We start from the raw sequence: 16,344 nt of genomic DNA on the forward strand, positions 1-16,344 counted from the left end.
TCCGTGACCACGATCCTGCTCGATGTACATGACCGGGGTGTTTCGCGGACCGGGCGCTCGTGTAACGAAACGGTGTCACCCTCGCAGGCGCAGCCCCCTGGGGGTGGCGTGGAACCCGGCCGCCTCCAGCGCCTTGCCCAGCGAGGAGGTCAGCACCTCGGCGCCGTCCGCCTTCTCCACCGTCAGTTTGCCCAGCGCGCCGGCGCGCACCGCGGCGGCCAGCGCCTCGGCCGCCGGGCCCACTCGGTCCGGGTCGTCGGTCCAGGACAACAACGTGCGTCCGCCGCGCTCGATGTACAGGATCGGCTCGCCGTCGAGCAGGATCACCAGCGCACCGGCCTTGCGGCCCGGCCGGTGCCCGCCCGCGCTCTCCCCGGGCCGGTCCGGCCAGGCCAGCGCGGCGCCGTACGGGTTGGCCGGGTCGGCGGCGGCCAGCACCACCGCGCCGGGCAACTCGTGCGGCTCACGGCGCTCGCTCGCGCCCTGCAACGCGCGCAGCCGGTCCACCGCGCCGTCGGCGGCGAACTGGGCGGCGCCCAGACCCTCCACGAAGTAGCCCCGGCGGACCCGACCGCCGTCCTCGAACACGCTCAGCACCTTGTAGGCCGCGGCGAAGCCGCCCGGGCTGCCCTCGGCGACCACCGCGCCGCGGGTGACCACGCCGTGCCGGTCCAGGAGCGTCTCGGCCAACGCGTGCGCCCGCCGGGTGGGGTCGGGCTCGACCACCGGGGCCAGCGACCAGCGGCCGGCCACCGTCGGTGGCCCACCGCGAACGGCCGCCACCGGCCGCCCTCGACTCAGGCCCGCGTACCGCCCGCGCGGGGTCGCCCGCCGGGCCCGGTGCGCGGTCGAGCCGGACGTGCGTCCCGAGCCGAGCAGCGCGCGCAGCGGGGTGAGCGTGTCGCCGGTGACCTGCCCGGACCACACCAGGTCCCACAGCGCCTCGGCGATCGCCGCCTCCGACGCCGGGGTCGGCAGTTCCAGCCGCTCGGCGAGCTGCCGGAAGAACAGCGCGTAGCCACCGGCCAGCGCGGCCAGGATCGCGGTGTGCAGCGGCGTCGTCTCCAGCGGCACCGGCGGCGGGAGCAGATACGGCGCGGCGTCCGCGAGATAGAGCGAGAGCCAACCGTCCTTGCCCGGCAGCGCGCCGTGTCCGGCCCACAGCACCTCGCCGGCCGCACACAGCTCGTCCAGCATCGCGGGGTGGTAGTCGACCACCCGCGTGGGCAACACCAGCTTCTCCAGCGCGGAGGCCGGCACGCTCGCCCCCTGGAGTTGCTCGACCACCCGAAGCAGACCGTCCGGGCCGCGCACCCCGCTCGCGCCCACGCCCTGCCACACGGTCAGGAACCGGGCCAGCGCGACCGGCGGCACCGGCTCGACCTCGTGCCGCAGCGCCGCCAGCGAGCGCCGGCGCAACATCCGCAACACCTCCGCGCCGCACCACTCCAGGCCGGAGCCGCCCGGGCGGAACTCGCCCGAGACCACCTGCCCGCTCGCGGCCAGCCGCTCCAGCGTGCCCGTGGTCACCGCGACCCCCAGGCCGAAGCGGGCGGCTGCATCGCCGGCCCGGAACGGCCCGTGCGTGCGGGCGTAGCGGGCCAGCAGATCGCCCAGCGGATCCTTGACCGGCTCGGTGAACGCCTCGGGCACGCCGACCGGCAGCGGAGTGCCCAGCGCGTCGCGCAGCCGGCCGGCGTCCTCGATGCCCGCCCAATGCTCCTCACCCGCGATCCGCACCCGGATCGCCCGACGCGCGTCCGCCAGGCCGGTCAGCCAATCGAGCTCGAACGCGTCCGTGCCGCGTGCCGCGACCTCGGCCGTGGTCAGCGGTCCGAGCAGCCGCAACAGGTCGGCGACCCCCTCCGCGTCACGCACCCGGCGGTCCTCGGCGAGCCGCTGCAACTCGGCCTCGGTGCGGGCCAGCACCTCCGGGTCGAGCAGTTCGCGCAACTCGGCCTGGCCGAGCAGCTCGGCCAACAGCCGCGAGTCCAGCGCGAGCGCCGCCGCCCGACGTTCCGCGAGCGGCGAGTCGCCCTCGTACATGAACTGCGCGACGTAGCCGAACAGCAGCGAGCGGGCGAACGGCGAGGGTTCGGTCGTGGTGACCTCGACGATGCGCACCGCGCGGGTGGCGATGTCGCGCATCAGGCCGGTCAGACCGGGCACGTCGAACACGTCCTGGAGGCACTCGCGCATCGTCTCCAGCACGATCGGGAACGAGCCGTACTCACTGGCCACCGCGAGCAGTTGGGCCGAGCGCCGGCGCTGTTGCCACAGCGGGGTACGGCGGCCCGGCATCCGGCGCGGCAGCAGCAGCGCGCGGGCCGCGCACTCGCGGAAGCGGGACGCGAACAGCGCCGAACCACCCACCTCGGCGGTCACCAGGGGTTCCACCTCGGCCTCCTCGAACACCGCGAAGTCCGGTGGCAGCGCCCCCGCCGCGAGGTCGTCGGAGGACTCCCCGAAGGACTGGTCACCGAAGGGCAGCCCGCTGTCCGGCAGCCGCAGCACGATCCCGTCGTCACCGTGCATGGTCTGCACGTCGAGCCCGGTGCGCTCGCGCAGTCGGGCCGAGATGGCCAGCGCCCACGGCGCGTGCACCTGGGCGCCGAACGGCGAGTGCACCACGACCCGCCAGTCGCCCAGTTCGTCGCGGAAGCGCTCGACCACGATCGTGCGGTCGTCCGGGATGTGGCCGCACGCCTCGCGCTGCTCGCCCAGGTAGCCGAGCAGGTTGTCCACCGCCCACGGGTCCAGGCCCGCGGCGGCCACCCGCTCGCGGGCCCGCTCGGCCGGCAACGCGCCCACCTCGCGCACGAAGGCGCCGAGCGCGCGGCCCAGTTCCACCGGCCGCCCCAGCGCGTCGCCGTGCCAGAACGGCAGCTTGCCCGGCACCCCGGGGGCGGGCGAGACCAGCACCTTGTCGTGGGTGATGTCCTCGATCCGCCACGACGAGGTGCCCAGCGTGAACACGTCGCCCACGCGCGACTCGTAGACCATCTCCTCGTCCAGCTCGCCGACCCGCGACTTCGCGTCGCCGGCGACCAGGAACACGCCGAACAGGCCGCGGTCGGGGATGGTGCCGCCGGAGGTGACCGCGAGCCGCTGGGCGCCGGGGCGGGCGGAGAGCACGCCGCCGACCCGGTCCCACACGATGCGCGGGCGCAGTTCGGCGAACGCGTCCGAGGGGTAGCGGCCGGCGAGCATGTCCAGGGTCGCCTCGTAGGCCGACGCGGGCAGCGCGGCGAACGGCGCGGCCCGGCGGATCAGCGCGAGCAGCGCGTCCACGTCGCGGTCCTCGATCGACACCATCGAGACGATCTGCTGGGCCAGCACGTCCAGCGGGTTGCGCGGCCCGCGCACCGACTCGATCGCCCCCTCGCGCATGCGCTCGGTGACCACCGCGGTCTGCACCAGGTCGCCGCGGAACTTGGGGAAGATCACCCCGCGCGAGATCGCCCCGACCTGGTGCCCGGCCCGGCCCACCCGCTGGAGGCCCGAGGCCACCGAGGGCGGCGACTCGACCTGGACGACCAGGTCCACCGCGCCCATGTCGATGCCCAACTCCAGGCTGGAGGTGGCCACCACGGCGGGCAGGCGACCGGCCTTGAGGTCTTCTTCCACCTGGGCCCGCTGCTCCTTGGACACCGAGCCGTGGTGGGCGCGCGCGAGCAGCGCGGGGGCGCCCCGACTGCTGCCCGCCTGGGCCATCAGCTCGGCCGGCGACGAGTCCTTCGGCAGTTCCTCGCCGGTGGCCCGCTCGTAGGCGATCTCGTTCAGCCGGCCGCACAACCGCTCGGCCAGGCGGCGTGAATTGGCGAACACGATGGTCGAGCGGTGGGCCTGGATCAGGTCGACGATGCGTTCCTCGACGTGCGGCCACACCGAGGTCCTGCGCTCGTTGCCGGCCTCGTCGAAGTCGCCGCTGCCGGCGCCGAGTTCGCCCATGTCCTCGACCGGGACCACGACCGAGAGCTCGAACGTCTTGGTGGCCGGCGGCTGGACCACGTGCACGTCGCCGGTCGAACGCATCCAGCGGGCCACCTCCTCGACCGGGCGCACGGTCGCGGACAGGCCGATCCGGCGCGCCGGGCGATCGAGGAGTTCGTCCAGCCGCTCCAGGGTCAGCGCCAGGTGCGCGCCGCGCTTGGTGCCGGCGACCGCGTGCACCTCGTCCACGATCACCGTGTCCACCCCGCGCAGCGCCTCGCGGGCCTGCGAGGTGAGGATCAGGAACAGCGACTCGGGCGTGGTGATCAGGATGTCCGGCGGCTTCGTGGCGAAGCGACGTCGATCGGCCGCCGGGGTGTCGCCGGAGCGCACGCCCACGGTGACCTCGGGCTCGGGCAGGCCCAGCCGCACGGACGCCTGCCGGATGCCGGTGAGCGGGCTGCGCAGGTTGCGCTCGACGTCGACCGCGAGCGCCTTGAGCGGCGAGATGTACAACACCCGACAGCGCCGGCGCGGATCGGCCGGCACCGGTTCGGCGGCGAGCCGGTCCAGCGCGGACAGGAACGCCGCGAGCGTCTTGCCGGACCCGGTCGGCGCGACCACGAGCGCGTCCTTGCCCTCGGCGATGGCGCGCCAGGCGCCCTCCTGGGCCCGGGTCGGCGCGTGGAAGGCGCCGGTGAACCATTCCCGGGTGGCGGGGGAGAAGCCGGCCAGGACCGAAGCGGGGTCGTCATGTGGCATAACTCCCCATGGTGCCGGGTGGCTCGGACATTCGCGTCGGGGACATTCGGGCGCCGGGCGGGGCGACCGCGCGAGTCGCCGCTACCGGGATACTGGTCGCATGGGACTCACCGACTTCTGGCGACGCATGCGCGCCCACTTCGGCGACTCGTACGCCGAGTCCTTCGCCCGCGACCACGTGATGTCCGAGCTGGGTGGCCGGACCGTGCACGAGGCGTTGGCCGCGGGCATCGAGGCCAAGGACGTCTGGCGCGGCGTGTGTGTCTCGATGGACCTGCCGACGACCAAGCGGGCCTGATCCGGCCGGCCCGGGGGCCGGGCGGCTCGGGCACACGCGGCGGCGCACCCAAGCGGACATAGCGTGACGCTCTAGGCTCTTCCTGTCATTCGACATGCATCGCGACACAGTGGTGCGGGAGAGTACAGGGAGCCCATGTGACCCCACCCGACACACCTGCGACGCGGCTCACCTCGCGCGATCGCATGCCGTCGTGGTTGCCGCGGGCCGTGTTCATGATCCTGGCGATGATCGCGGGCTTTCGGCTGCTCGGCTGGACGCTGGCACACCTGCGCTCGCTGCTGATCGACCTGTTGCTGGCGTTCTTCCTCGCCCTGGCCTTCGAGCCGGCCGTGGACCGGTTGGCCCGGCGCGGGATGCGCCGGGGCGTGGCCACCGCCATCGCCTTCGTGGTGGTCTTCCTGGCCTGCGCCGGGTTCCTGGCGGTGGTGGGCTCGCTGCTGGTGGACCAGGTGGTGGCGTTCGCCCGGAATCTGCCCGACTACCTCGACGACCTGGTCGCCTGGGTGAATCGCACGTTCGGCACCGACCTGACGGTGGAGAAGATCCAGGGCGACATCTTCAAGGACTCCGGCACCGTCCAGGGCTACGCCGAGCGGGTGGCGAACAACGCGCTCGGCCTGTCCGCGAAGATCGTGGCCGGTTTGTTCGAGATGTTCACCATCGCGCTGTTCACCTTCTACTTCACCGCCGAGGGCCCGCGGATGCGCCGGGCGGTGTGCTCGCTGCTGCCGCCGGAGCGGCAGGCCGAGGTGCTGCGCGGGTGGGAGATCGCGATCGACAAGACCGGCGGGTACCTGTATTCGCGTGCCGCGCTCGCGCTGATCTCGGCGTTCGCGCACTACATCGCCTTCCTGGTGCTCGAGGTGCCGTACGCGGTCCCGCTGGCGTTGTGGGTCGGGCTGATCTCGCAGTTCGTGCCGACCGTGGGCACCTATATCGCGATCGTGTTGCCCGCGTTGATCGCGTTGACGGTGAGCCCGTTGACCTCGCTGTGGGTGGTGTTGTTCGCGACCGCCTACCAGCAGTTCGAGAACTACCTGCTGCATCCGCGGATCACCGCCCGCACGGTGGAGATCCACCCGGCGCTCGCGTTCGGCGCGGTGATCGGCGGCGCCGCGCTGTTGGGCGCGGTGGGCGCGTTGATCGCGATCCCGCTCGCGGCCACCGGACAGACCTTCGTGGGCAGCTATCTGCACCGCTACGAGATCCCCGAGCATCGACTGACGCCGGACGAGAGTCGGCCCCCGCGCGGCCCGGGGCCGCTCACCCGGATGTGGCGGCGCGTGCGGGACGAGCACGGTCGCGCGGACCGTCAGGACCAGAAGCGGAACAACCGGTAGCCGTCGCTCGCCAGGAACGGCGACACGTCCAGCGCGTCGGTGACGTGGTCGATCACGTCGTAGAACCAGCCGTTGACCGACGGCGACCACAACAGCGCGAACAGGAACAGGATCGCGTAGGGCGCGTACGGCGCGATCGCCCGGCGGAAGTCGTACGGCAACCAGGGCTCGATCACCCCGTAGCCGTCCAGGCCGGGCACCGGCAGCAGGTTGAGCACCGCCGCGATCACCTGGAGCTGGATCAGGAACGAGAACGCGGCGGTGAAGGTCGGGCTCGCGCCGTCCACCGCGCCGGAGGACAGCAGCAGTGCGAGGACGATCGCCAGCACCGCGTTGGTCAGCGGTCCGACCGCCGACACCAGGCTGTTGCGCGCCCGACCCCGGATCGCCGAACGATCCAGGTAGACCGCGCCGCCGCTGAGCGGGATGCCGCCGAGCAGCACGAAGATCGTCGGCAGGATGAAGGACAACAGCGGATCGCTGTACTTGAGCGGGTCCAGGGTCAGGTAGCCCTTGCCCACCACGCTGTGGTCGCCCGAGCGCAACGCGGCGAACGCGTGCGCGAACTCGTGCAGGCACAACGACACCAACCAGCCGGACATCACCAGCAGGAAGACCCCGGTCCGGGTGGCCGCCTCCGAGGTGCCGTCGTCGTGCCACGTGTACCAGGTCGAGGCGGCGCAGACCGCGACTATCGCGAGGAAGATCGGGCTCGGCCGCACGTGGCGCAGCGAGCCGGCCGCCGGGCGGCGACCGTAATCTCCGTAGGGGTGCGTCACGAACTGCTCCAGATGCGCGGAAGGGCCGTACGACCGGGAGTTCGATCGTACGGCCCGCCGGGACACTCAGTGGAAGGTGTGTTCCGGGCCCGGGTAGACGCCGCCCACCACTTCGCCCGCGAACGCCTTCGCCGCGTCGCCGAGCGTCGCGCGCAGGTCGACGTACTGCTTGACGAACTTGGCCGTGTGGCCGGTGGTCATGCCGGCCATGTCGGTCCACACCAGCACCTGGGCGTCACAGCGCACGCCCGCGCCGATGCCGACGGTGGGGATGTCCAGCAGGTCGGTCACGCGCGCGGCCAGTTCCTCCGGCACACACTCCAGGACCACCGCGAACGCGCCTGCGGCCTGCATCGTCTTGGCGTCCGCGATCAACTGCTCGGCGCTCTCCGCGTCCCGGCCCTGCACCCGGTAGCCGCCGAAGGCGTGCACCGACTGCGGGGTGAGCCCGAGGTGGGCCATCACCGGCACGCCTGCGGCCACCAGTGCCTCGACCTGGCGGGCCGAACGTTGCCCGCCCTCCAGCTTGACCGCGCCGGCGCCGGCCTCCTTGAGCAGCCGCACGCCGTTGCGCAGGGCCTGCTCGGGGGATTCCTGGTACGAGCCGAACGGCAGGTCGGCCACCACCAGCGCGCGTCGGGTGCCGCGCACGACCGCGGCGGTGAGCATCACCAACTGGTCCATCGTGACCGGCACGGTGTTCTCGTAGCCGAGGTGGTTGTTGCCGGCCGAGTCGCCGACCAGGAGGACCGGGATGCCCGCGTCGTCGAATACCGAGGCGATCATCGCGTCGTACGCGGTCAGCATCGGCCAGCGCTCGCCGGCCTGCTTCGCTCGGGCGAGGTCGCGCACGGTGACCCGGCGCCCGGTGCCCTCTCCGCCGTACAGGGTCAGTCCCGGACCCTCGGTCGAAGCGGCTATCGACTGTGCGGAGTTGTTGCTGGACATGGTGTTCTCCCGACTCGAGGCGCTCGGACGGCGTCCCCGGACAACGCCATGGTGACACGCGCCGTAACAGGACAACAGGGGAGTCCCGCGCCGGATTCCGCGTGATCGCCGGGTCCGACATTTGCCGAGGCTTTGCAATACGAGACGGTCTCGTTTCGTAAAGTGCCCCTAGCCTGTGAGGCAACCCATACAAGTCATACGTGCACGACGAATCGAGCTTCACCCGTGACTTCAGCGAACGTTCCCCCCACCCGTACGGTCGACGAGCACATACATCGGCGCCGCTGGGCCATCCTCGGCGTGCTGGTGATCAGCCTGCTGGTCGTCGTTCTCGACAACTCGATCCTCAACGTGGCGATCAAGACGATCGCCGACCCGGACAAGGGCCTGGGCGCCACCCAGAGCGAGCTCCAGTGGGCGATCAACTCCTACACCCTGGTGTTCGCCGGCCTGTTGTTCACCGCCGGCATCCTGGGCGACCGCTTCGGTCGCAAGCGCACCCTGCTGTTCGGCATGGTGGTCTTCGGCTTGGCCTCGCTGCTCTCCGCGTACTCGCAAAGTCCCGAGCAATTGATCGCCGCCCGCGCGGTGATGGGCTTCGGCGGCGCGTTCGTGATGCCCGCCACCCTGTCCATCATCAGCAACGTCTTCGAGCCGCAGGAGCGCGCCAAGGCGATCGGCATCTGGTCCGGCGCGGTCGGTCTGGCGATCGCGATCGGCCCGATCACCGGCGGCGTGCTGCTCGACCACTTCTGGTGGGGCTCGGTCTTCCTGATCAACGTCCCGATCGTGCTGGTCGGCATCGTGGCGATGTTGCTCCTGGTGCCGGACTCGCGCGATCCCAAGCCCGGCCGGCTCGACCCGATCGGGGTCGTGTTGTCCATCGCGGGTCTGGTCTCGCTGGTCTACGGCATCATCCGCGGCGGCGACGCGGGTTGGGGGAGCGCGGAGGTGCTCGGCACCATCGTGCTCGGTCTGCTGATCCTCGGCTTCTTCGTGTGGTTCGAAAAGCGCAGCGACCACCCGGCCCTGGACGTCAAGTTCTTCCGCGACCCGGCCTTCTCCGCCGCGGCCGGTGCGATCGGCCTGGTCTTCTTCGCGCTCATGGGCGTGACCTTCTTCATGGCCTTCTACCTGCAGAGCGTGCGCGGCTACACCCCGCTGCGGACCGGTCTGCTGCTGCTCCCGCTGGCGATCGCGCAGCTGATGTTCTCGGCGCGCAGTTCGGGAATGGTCAAGCGGTTCGGCGTGCGCGCGGTCACCACCGGCGGCATGCTCGTGGTCGGCCTGAGCTTCCTGTCCTTCCTGTGGATGGATCGCACCTCGCCGATCTGGATCCTGTGCGTGGTGTTCTTCTTCCAGGGCGCCGGCATGGCGCACGTGATGCCGCCGGCCACCAACTCGATCATGTCCTCGCTGCCGCGCGAGAAGGCCGGCGCCGGTTCTGCGGTCAGCAACACCGTGCGTCAGGTCGGCGGCGCGCTCGGCGTGGCGATCCTGGGCTCGGTGTTGTCCTCGGTCTATCGGGACCGGATCTCCGGCGACCTGGACAAGCTGCCGCCGAACGTGCCCAAGGGCCCGGCCGGCGACTCGGTCGAGGCGACCCTCTCGGTGGCCGGTCGACTCGGCGACAAGGGGGCGGCGCTCGTGGATCCGGCCAAGGACGGTTTCATCGAGGCCATGCACGCGGCCTCCATCGGATCCGCCGTGGTGGGTCTGATCGGCGCGGTCGTGGTGTTCCTGTGGATGCCGCGCCCCGCGGCCGGGCAGACTGCCCCCGAGGCGGGCCGAGCCGATTCGTCCGCCGAGGAACAGCGCTCCGCGAAGGTCTGACATGCAGCCTGCGACATCCGAAACAACGACCGATCCCCTGGTCGACCCCATGGCCGACCCCGGTACGGCGGACAAGCCGCGCCGGGGTCGCCCGCGCAGCGAGGAGGCCGAACGGGCGATTCTGGAGGCCACCCTTCGCCTGCTCGACGAGCACCGCAGCATCGCCGCCATCTCGGTCGAGGCGGTGGCCCAGGAGGCGGGGGTGGGCAAGGCCACCATCTACCGCCGCTGGCCGGGGAAGGAGGCGCTGATCGTCGCGGCGGTCGAGGCCGCGGAGGCGCTGCCGGCGGTGTTGACGGGCCGGTCGCTGCGCGAGGACCTGGTGCTGGTGCTGGAGAACATGCGCCTGCAGGCGATCGACAAGCGCGGCGACGGGCTGATGGGCATGGTCACGGGCGAGATGCGCAGGCATCCGGAGTTGTCCCGGCGCTATCACGAGGTGGTCGTGGAGAAGCGCCGGGCGATTTTGCGCGGGCTGTTGCAGCGCGGCGTCGATTCCGGCGAGTTGCGGGCCGACCTGCCGATGGAGGTCCTGATGGACCTGGTCACGGGGCCCATACTGGTACGCAAGCTCGTCCGGGAGAACGCAAGTCTGGAGCCGGAGCTGCCGGGCCAGATCGCGGACGCGCTGCTCGGCGGGATTCGCGCTCGCTCCTGAGCCCATAGGGAACCTATCGGCCGCTTTCCGGCGTCCGTTTCGACGTAGGCGACGTTTTGTTCGTACGTTGACGCGGACACAGTCGGGACTCGTACCTGGGACTTCAGGAGGCAGCATGACGTGGCCCACCACGACGGACACCGGAGCCGAGCCGCAACCGGCCGGCGACGGGAGTCCGCGGCGCGGGTCGCGATGGTCGTGGGAGCGGATCCGCGAGGACGCGGTGCGGATCTGGCGCACCCCGCCGTGGCGCCGCGGCCGGGTGATCGCGGTGTTCGCGGTCCTGGCCACCCTCCCGCTCGCGTTCCACCGGCTGGTGCCCAACACGCCGGGCAACTGGGGCAGCTTCGTGGAGACCTTCCTGCCCTGGGGCGGCCTGGTGATCCCGGTGCTGCTGGCCTGCGCGGCGATTCGTCGCTCGTGGACCGCGGTCGCCGCGACCATGCTGCCGATCCTGGTCTGGGTGACCATGTTCGGCGGCTTCTTCCTGCCCGGTCGCGGCGGCGGCCCGCACGACCTGCGGGTGGTCAGCCACAACGTCAACGCGGGCAACCCGGACCCGGCCGGCACCGCCCGCTCGCTGCTGGGCGCGAACGCGGACGTCATCGCGCTGGAGGAACTGCCCGAGGGCGCCTGGAAGTTGTACAACGCGGTGCTCAAGGACCGATACCCGAACGTGCAGCACGAGGGCACGGTCGCGGTGTGGACCACGGCCCGCTTCCCGATGAGCAAGGCCGAGGCGGTCGACGTCGGGATGGGTTTCACCCGCGCGCTGCGCACGGTGATCACGACGCCCAAGGGCGACGTCCCGTTCTACGCCGTGCACCTGGCGTCGGTGCGCTTCGGCCCGAGCGGCTTCACCGTCGGCGATCGCAACCGCACGATCGATCGACTCGCCCAGGCGCTCGCGGTGGAGACCGCGCCGCACGTGGTGTTGGCCGGCGACCTGAACGGGACCACCGACGACCGCGCGCTGCGACCGGTCACCCGCTTCCTGGCGGACGCGCAGGACTCGGCCGGCACCGGGATGGGCTTCACCTGGCCCGAGTCGTTCCCGATGGCCGCGATCGACCACATCATGTACCGCGGGATGGCCGCCGCGGACGCCAAGGTGCTGGGCAGCACGTCGAGCGACCACATGCCGGTCCAGGCGGACCTGCGCCTGCGCTGAGCCGACACGAGCAGGGCCCGACCGCCGTCGGCCGGGCCCTGCCGGTTTGTCCGCCGCCCGCCCGGTCCGGGGTCGGCGCCGTGCTCAGCCGCTCTCGCGCCACCGGTTGGTGATCGGCAGCCGCCGGTCCCGGCCGAACGCCTTGAGCGAGATCTTGGTGCCCGGCGGATACTGCCGACGCTTGTACTCGGCGGTGTCCACCAGCTTGAGGACGCGATCCACCATCGCCGGCTCGAAACCCGCGGCCACGATCTCGTCGCGACCGATGTCCCGCTCGACGTAGTCGTCCAGGATGTCGTCGAGCAGTTCGTACGGCGGCAGCGAGTCGCTGTCGACCTGGCCCGGGCTCAACTCGGCGCTCGGCGGCTTGGTGATCGAGTTCTCCGGGATCGGGGCGGGCTCGCCGCGCCGCTCGGCCTCCGCGTTGCGCCACCGCGCCAACCGCCACACCACGGTCTTGGGCACGTCCTTGATCGGCGCGAAACCGCCCACCGCGTCGCCGTAGAGGGTGGAGTATCCGCAGGCCAGTTCGCTCTTGTTGCCGGTGGCCAGGACCAGATGGCCCTCCTGGTTGGACAGGCCCATCAAGGTGGTGCCGCGCACCCGCGCCTGGAGGTTCTCCTCGGCCGGACCGGTCAGCGCGAGCGCGTTCAGGTAGGCGTCCACCATCGGCGCGATCGGGATTCGGCGATGGTCGAGCCCGATGCGTTCGGCGCTGTCGGCCGCGTCCGTCTCGGAGTGCGCGGAGGAGTAGCTGCTCGGCATCGAGATGCCGTGGACGTTGGGGCCGCCCACCGCGTCGGCCGCGATCGCCGCGACCAGGGCCGAGTCGATCCCGCCGGACAGGCCCAACAACACCGATTCGAAGCCGTTCTTGACCACGTAGTCGCGCAGCCCCAGGACCAGCGCGCCGTAGATCTCCGCGTCGTCCGACAGGGCGGGGGCGATCGAGGGCTCGACGGCGGGCGCGGGCACCGGCGCGGCGTGCCCGGTGACGATCACCTGCCGGATGGTCAGGCCGTCGGCCACCACGTCGCCCGTGCCGTACACGCTGTCGTCCACGGTGTGCTCGGGCAGCTCCAGGTCGGCGATCAGCAACTCCTCGCGGAACCGCGCGGCGCGTGAGAGCACCCGTCCCTCGGCGTCCACGATCAGCGAGTCGCCGTCGAAGACCAGCTCGTCCTGGCCGCCGAAGGCGTTGACGTAGGCGAGGGCGCAGTCGGCCTCGCGGGCGCGGCGGCGGACCAGTTCCAGGCGCGAGTCGTCCTTGCTCAGCTCGTACGGCGAGGCGTTGATCGACAGCAGCAGGCCGACCCGCGCGGCGCGCGCGGCGGCCACCGGGCCGCCCTCCTGCCACAGGTCCTCGCAGACGGCGATCGCGATGTCGACCCCGCCGATCCGGACGACCAGGAGCCCATCGCCGGGGACGAAGTAGCGGTATTCGTCGAAGACGCCGTAGTTGGGCAGGTGGTGCTTGGCCGAGCGGGCCACGATCCGGCCGCCGTGCAGCACCGCGACCGCGTTCTGCGGCGCGCCGGCCGGGCGGCCCAGCCGCGGTGTGGACATGTCGCAGCGGTCGAGGTGGCCCACCACGACGGTCACCTCGCCCAGCCCCTCGGCGGCCAGGCGGGCCGCGAGCGCCTCCAGCGCGCGTCGCGACGCCTGGACGAAGGACGAGCGCAGGGCCAGGTCCTCGACCGGGTATCCGGTGAGTGCCATCTCCGGGAAGGCGACGAGCGACGCGCCGCGGTCGGCCGCCGACCGGGTGCGGCCGAGGATCAGTTCGGCGTTGCCTTCGAGGTCGCCGACCGTGGGGTTGATCTGGGCGAGGGCGATGCGAATCCGGGTCACCCGATGCAATGTACCCGACCTTGACGTCAAAGTGACGAATAAGCCGTGAGTGTCGACGCCGCGCCGCGCGGACCCCCACCCAGGGTGTCGTGGCGGCTGCTCGGCCGGCCGGAAAACCGCAGGCGAACGGCGGGCGAAAGACGTTTGTTCGAGCAGGCCCGGGGCTCGGCGGCAACGCACTCGGGCGATACCCTGGACACCGTTGAGCACCGGGCCTCGACGGCTCGCCCGACGGAATTCCCGAAGGCTGCGATGCCGCGCGAAGAAGGTATCCCGCAGGTCGCCCATGGAGCGGTTCTCGGGGTACAGGACCACGGGAGCCACGCGAGCACCACGCCACCCGTGCGCGAGTCCGGGGGCAACGCAAAGGGTACGTAATGTGCCCGAAACCCTGGAGCGGGATACTCGTGTGCCCGCAGTGCCCCTGCCGATCGCTCACAGGCCGTCCGACCTGCAAGGATAGGGAATTATGGATAAGCAGCAGGAGTTCGTGCTCCGCACCCTCGAGGAGCGCGACATCCGGTTCGTGCGGCTGTGGTTCACCGATGTGCTCGGCTTCCTGAAGTCGGTCGCGGTGGCTCCGGCCGAGCTGGAGCAGGCCTTCGCGGAAGGCATCGGCTTCGACGGCTCGGCGATCGAGGGATTCGCGCGCGTACACGAGTCCGACATGCTCGCGAAGCCGGATCCGGCCACGTTCCAGATCCTGCCGTGGCGGGCCGAGGCACCCGGCACCGCGCGGATGTTCTGCGACATCCTGATGCCCGACGGCTCGCCGTCCTTCGCGGACCCGCGCTACGTGCTCAAGCGCACCCTGGAGCGGGCGTCGGAGAAGGGTTTCACCTTCTACACGCACCCCGAGATCGAGTTCTTCCTGTTCAAGGAGAAGCCGGTCGACGGGCGCCCGCCGACCCCGGTGGACCACAGCGGCTACTTCGACCACACCCCGCAGCCGGTCGGCCAGGACTTCCGCCGGCAGGCGATCACGATGCTCGAGAACATGGGCATCTCGGTCGAGTTCAGCCACCACGAGGGCGCGCCGGGCCAGCAGGAGATCGACCTGCGCTACGCGGACGCGCTGAGCACGGCGGACAACATCATGACCTTCCGCCTGGTGGTCAAGGAGGTCGCGCTGGAGCAGGGCGTGCACGCGTCCTTCATGCCCAAGCCGTTCTCCGAGCACCCCGGTTCCGGCATGCACACCCACCTGTCGCTGTTCGAGGGCGACCGCAACGCGTTCTACGAGGCCGGCGCGGAGTACCAGCTCTCCAAGATCGGCCGCTCGTTCATCGCGGGCCTGCTCATGCACGCGGGCGAGATGGCCGCGATCACCAACCAGTGGGTCAACTCCTACAAGCGGCTGTGGGGCGCGTCGGCGCGCACCGCGGGCATGGGCGGCGAGGCCCCCTCCTACATCTGCTGGGGCCACAACAACCGCTCCGCCCTGGTGCGGGTGCCGATGTACAAGCCCACCAAGGGGCAGTCCACCCGGATCGAGGTGCGCCAGATCGACTCGGCGTGCAACCCCTACCTGGCCTACGCCGTGCTGCTCGGCGCCGGGCTCAAGGGCGTCGAGGAGGGCTACGAACTGCCCCCCGGCGCCGAGGACGACGTGTGGGCGCTGACCGACGCCGAGCGGCGCGCGCTGGGCATCGCGCCGCTGCCGCAGAACCTGGCCGAGGCGATCGCGCTGATGGAACGCAGCGAACTGCTGCCGGAGATCCTCGGCGAGCACGTCTTCGAGTTCTTCCTGCGCAACAAGCGGCACGAGTGGGAGGAGTACCGCCAGCAGGTGACTCCCTTCGAGCTGAAGCGCTACCTGCCGGTGCTCTGAGCGCATCCGGCGCCGGCGCGCGAGCGCCACGCGAACGGCCCGACCCCGGTGTGGGGTCGGGCCGTTCGTGCTCGGGCGGCGCGCGGGTGCTCACCTCATCGGCGGGCCCAGCAGTTCCAGGATGTAGCGGACGTAGGCGTCCTTGTCCTCGCCCTGGGGCAGCAGTTGCGGCGCACCCCGGCGGATCAGCGCGATGCCGACGGTCATCGTCAGCGCGGTCAGCGCGTGCCGGTAGGCGGCGTCGGCGGGCAGGCCGAGTTCCTCGGTGAGGCGGGCGCCGAACTCCAGCCGGCGCCGGGTGACCTGTTCCAGGATCGGGCCCACCACCGGGTGCTCGGCGTGGATCAGCAGCGTCGTGGTGATGTCCGCGCCGCTGGGCGCGGTGAACGCGTACTCGGTGAGTCGGCGCCCGCGTTCGACCGGGTCCTCGATGCGTTCGGCCGCCGCCATCAGCTCCTCGGACTCGGCCACCCAGCGCTCCAGCGCCGCCTGGATGAGCGAGTCGCGATCCTTGAAATGCCAGTAGAAGCTGCCCTTGGTGGTGCCGAGGCTCTCCGCGAGGGGTTCCACCGCGACCGCACCCAGACCGCCCCCTCGCATCGCTTCCAGGGCCGCCCGAGCCCAGTCCTCTCGGCTGAGGGTGCGGCGGCCGGGGCGAGCGGGCCGTTCCGGTTCGTCGTCTGATTGAACCCTCTCCGAGGGAACACCGTTGCGCATGACACCTACGCTAACGTAGGGTGACGTCCCGTACGGTGGCGTATGGCAGTTCGTTGCTACGGAGGCCTCTTCGGGCCGTGGGACGGACGGCTCGCAGAGCGGAACTGTCGTCCGCCGCCGGGCGAGGGCGCGCCGCATTCGAAATTCGCCGCGGTCGGGGGGCTCGGCGAGTCCCGTGCGGCGCGTCCACATTCCCAGTTCCGTTCTTGATCGATCAGCC

Annotated in this window: 11 protein-coding genes; 6 read left to right on the forward strand and 5 right to left on the reverse strand. The window is 71.4% G+C overall.

What is annotated here, in order from left to right:
- Positions 1 to 75 precede the first annotated feature (75 nt).
- On the reverse strand, positions 76 to 4,695 hold the full coding sequence (locus ACH4U8_RS17505) for an ATP-dependent helicase (RefSeq protein ID WP_395778652.1): 4,620 nt from the start codon (positions 4,693 to 4,695) through the stop codon (positions 76 to 78).
- A gap of 100 nt (positions 4,696 to 4,795) precedes the next feature.
- Between ACH4U8_RS17505 and ACH4U8_RS17510 the strand changes: the two genes are divergently transcribed.
- Entirely contained in the window at positions 4,796 to 4,993 is a 198-nt protein-coding gene (locus ACH4U8_RS17510; RefSeq protein ID WP_360304842.1) for a DUF3046 domain-containing protein, read from the forward strand.
- A gap of 137 nt (positions 4,994 to 5,130) precedes the next feature.
- Positions 5,131 to 6,336, forward strand: a complete 1,206-nt coding sequence (locus tag ACH4U8_RS17515; RefSeq protein ID WP_360304844.1) for an AI-2E family transporter — start codon at positions 5,131 to 5,133, stop codon at positions 6,334 to 6,336.
- Here ACH4U8_RS17515 and ACH4U8_RS17520 read toward each other — a convergent pair.
- Together ACH4U8_RS17520 and panB are read right to left on the reverse strand one after the other, a co-directional pair.
- The gene (locus ACH4U8_RS17520) at positions 6,309 to 7,115 is read right to left on the reverse strand and encodes a site-2 protease family protein (protein WP_360304846.1); all 807 of its coding nucleotides are present in this window, start codon (positions 7,113 to 7,115) and stop codon (positions 6,309 to 6,311) included. The genes ACH4U8_RS17515 and ACH4U8_RS17520 overlap by 28 nt on opposite strands.
- Before the next feature lie 66 nt (positions 7,116 to 7,181).
- Positions 7,182 to 8,063, reverse strand: coding sequence for a 3-methyl-2-oxobutanoate hydroxymethyltransferase (gene panB, locus ACH4U8_RS17525; RefSeq protein ID WP_360304848.1), 882 nt, complete (start codon positions 8,061 to 8,063; stop codon positions 7,182 to 7,184).
- A 225-nt stretch (positions 8,064 to 8,288) separates the two neighbouring features.
- On the opposite strand from panB, the gene ACH4U8_RS17530 reads away from it, so the two are divergent.
- From ACH4U8_RS17530 to ACH4U8_RS17540, 3 genes are all read left to right on the forward strand, one after another.
- On the forward strand, positions 8,289 to 9,896 hold the full coding sequence (locus ACH4U8_RS17530) for an MFS transporter (RefSeq protein ID WP_395778654.1): 1,608 nt from the start codon (positions 8,289 to 8,291) through the stop codon (positions 9,894 to 9,896).
- A gap of 49 nt (positions 9,897 to 9,945) precedes the next feature.
- A complete protein-coding gene (locus ACH4U8_RS17535; protein WP_395778655.1) occupies positions 9,946 to 10,554 on the forward strand; it encodes a TetR/AcrR family transcriptional regulator in 609 nt (202 codons plus the stop codon).
- A gap of 115 nt (positions 10,555 to 10,669) precedes the next feature.
- Positions 10,670 to 11,725 (forward strand): endonuclease/exonuclease/phosphatase family protein, encoded by a 1,056-nt coding sequence (locus ACH4U8_RS17540; RefSeq protein WP_379989718.1) that lies wholly within the window; start codon positions 10,670 to 10,672, stop codon positions 11,723 to 11,725.
- Positions 11,726 to 11,809: 84 nt separating this feature from the next.
- On the opposite strand, the gene ACH4U8_RS17545 is transcribed toward ACH4U8_RS17540, so the two are convergent.
- Positions 11,810 to 13,576: an NAD+ synthase gene (locus tag ACH4U8_RS17545; protein WP_395778657.1), complete on the reverse strand. Its 1,767-nt coding sequence runs from the start codon at positions 13,574 to 13,576 to the stop codon at positions 11,810 to 11,812.
- 469 nt (positions 13,577 to 14,045) lie between these two features.
- On the opposite strand from ACH4U8_RS17545, the gene glnA reads away from it, so the two are divergent.
- Positions 14,046 to 15,407 carry a type I glutamate--ammonia ligase gene (glnA, locus tag ACH4U8_RS17550; RefSeq protein WP_360304857.1) on the forward strand — a complete coding sequence of 454 codons (1,362 nt, stop codon included), beginning with the start codon at positions 14,046 to 14,048 and terminating at the stop codon, positions 15,405 to 15,407.
- Positions 15,408 to 15,497: 90 nt separating this feature from the next.
- Here glnA and ACH4U8_RS17555 read toward each other — a convergent pair whose 3' ends face one another.
- On the reverse strand, positions 15,498 to 16,316 hold the full coding sequence (locus tag ACH4U8_RS17555) for a TetR/AcrR family transcriptional regulator (RefSeq protein ID WP_360304859.1): 819 nt from the start codon (positions 16,314 to 16,316) through the stop codon (positions 15,498 to 15,500).
- Between the last annotated feature and the right edge of the window lie 28 nt (positions 16,317 to 16,344).

The sequence above is a fragment of the Embleya sp. NPDC020886 genome (assembly GCF_044333915.1).
GTDB lineage: Bacteria > Actinomycetota > Actinomycetes > Streptomycetales > Streptomycetaceae > Embleya.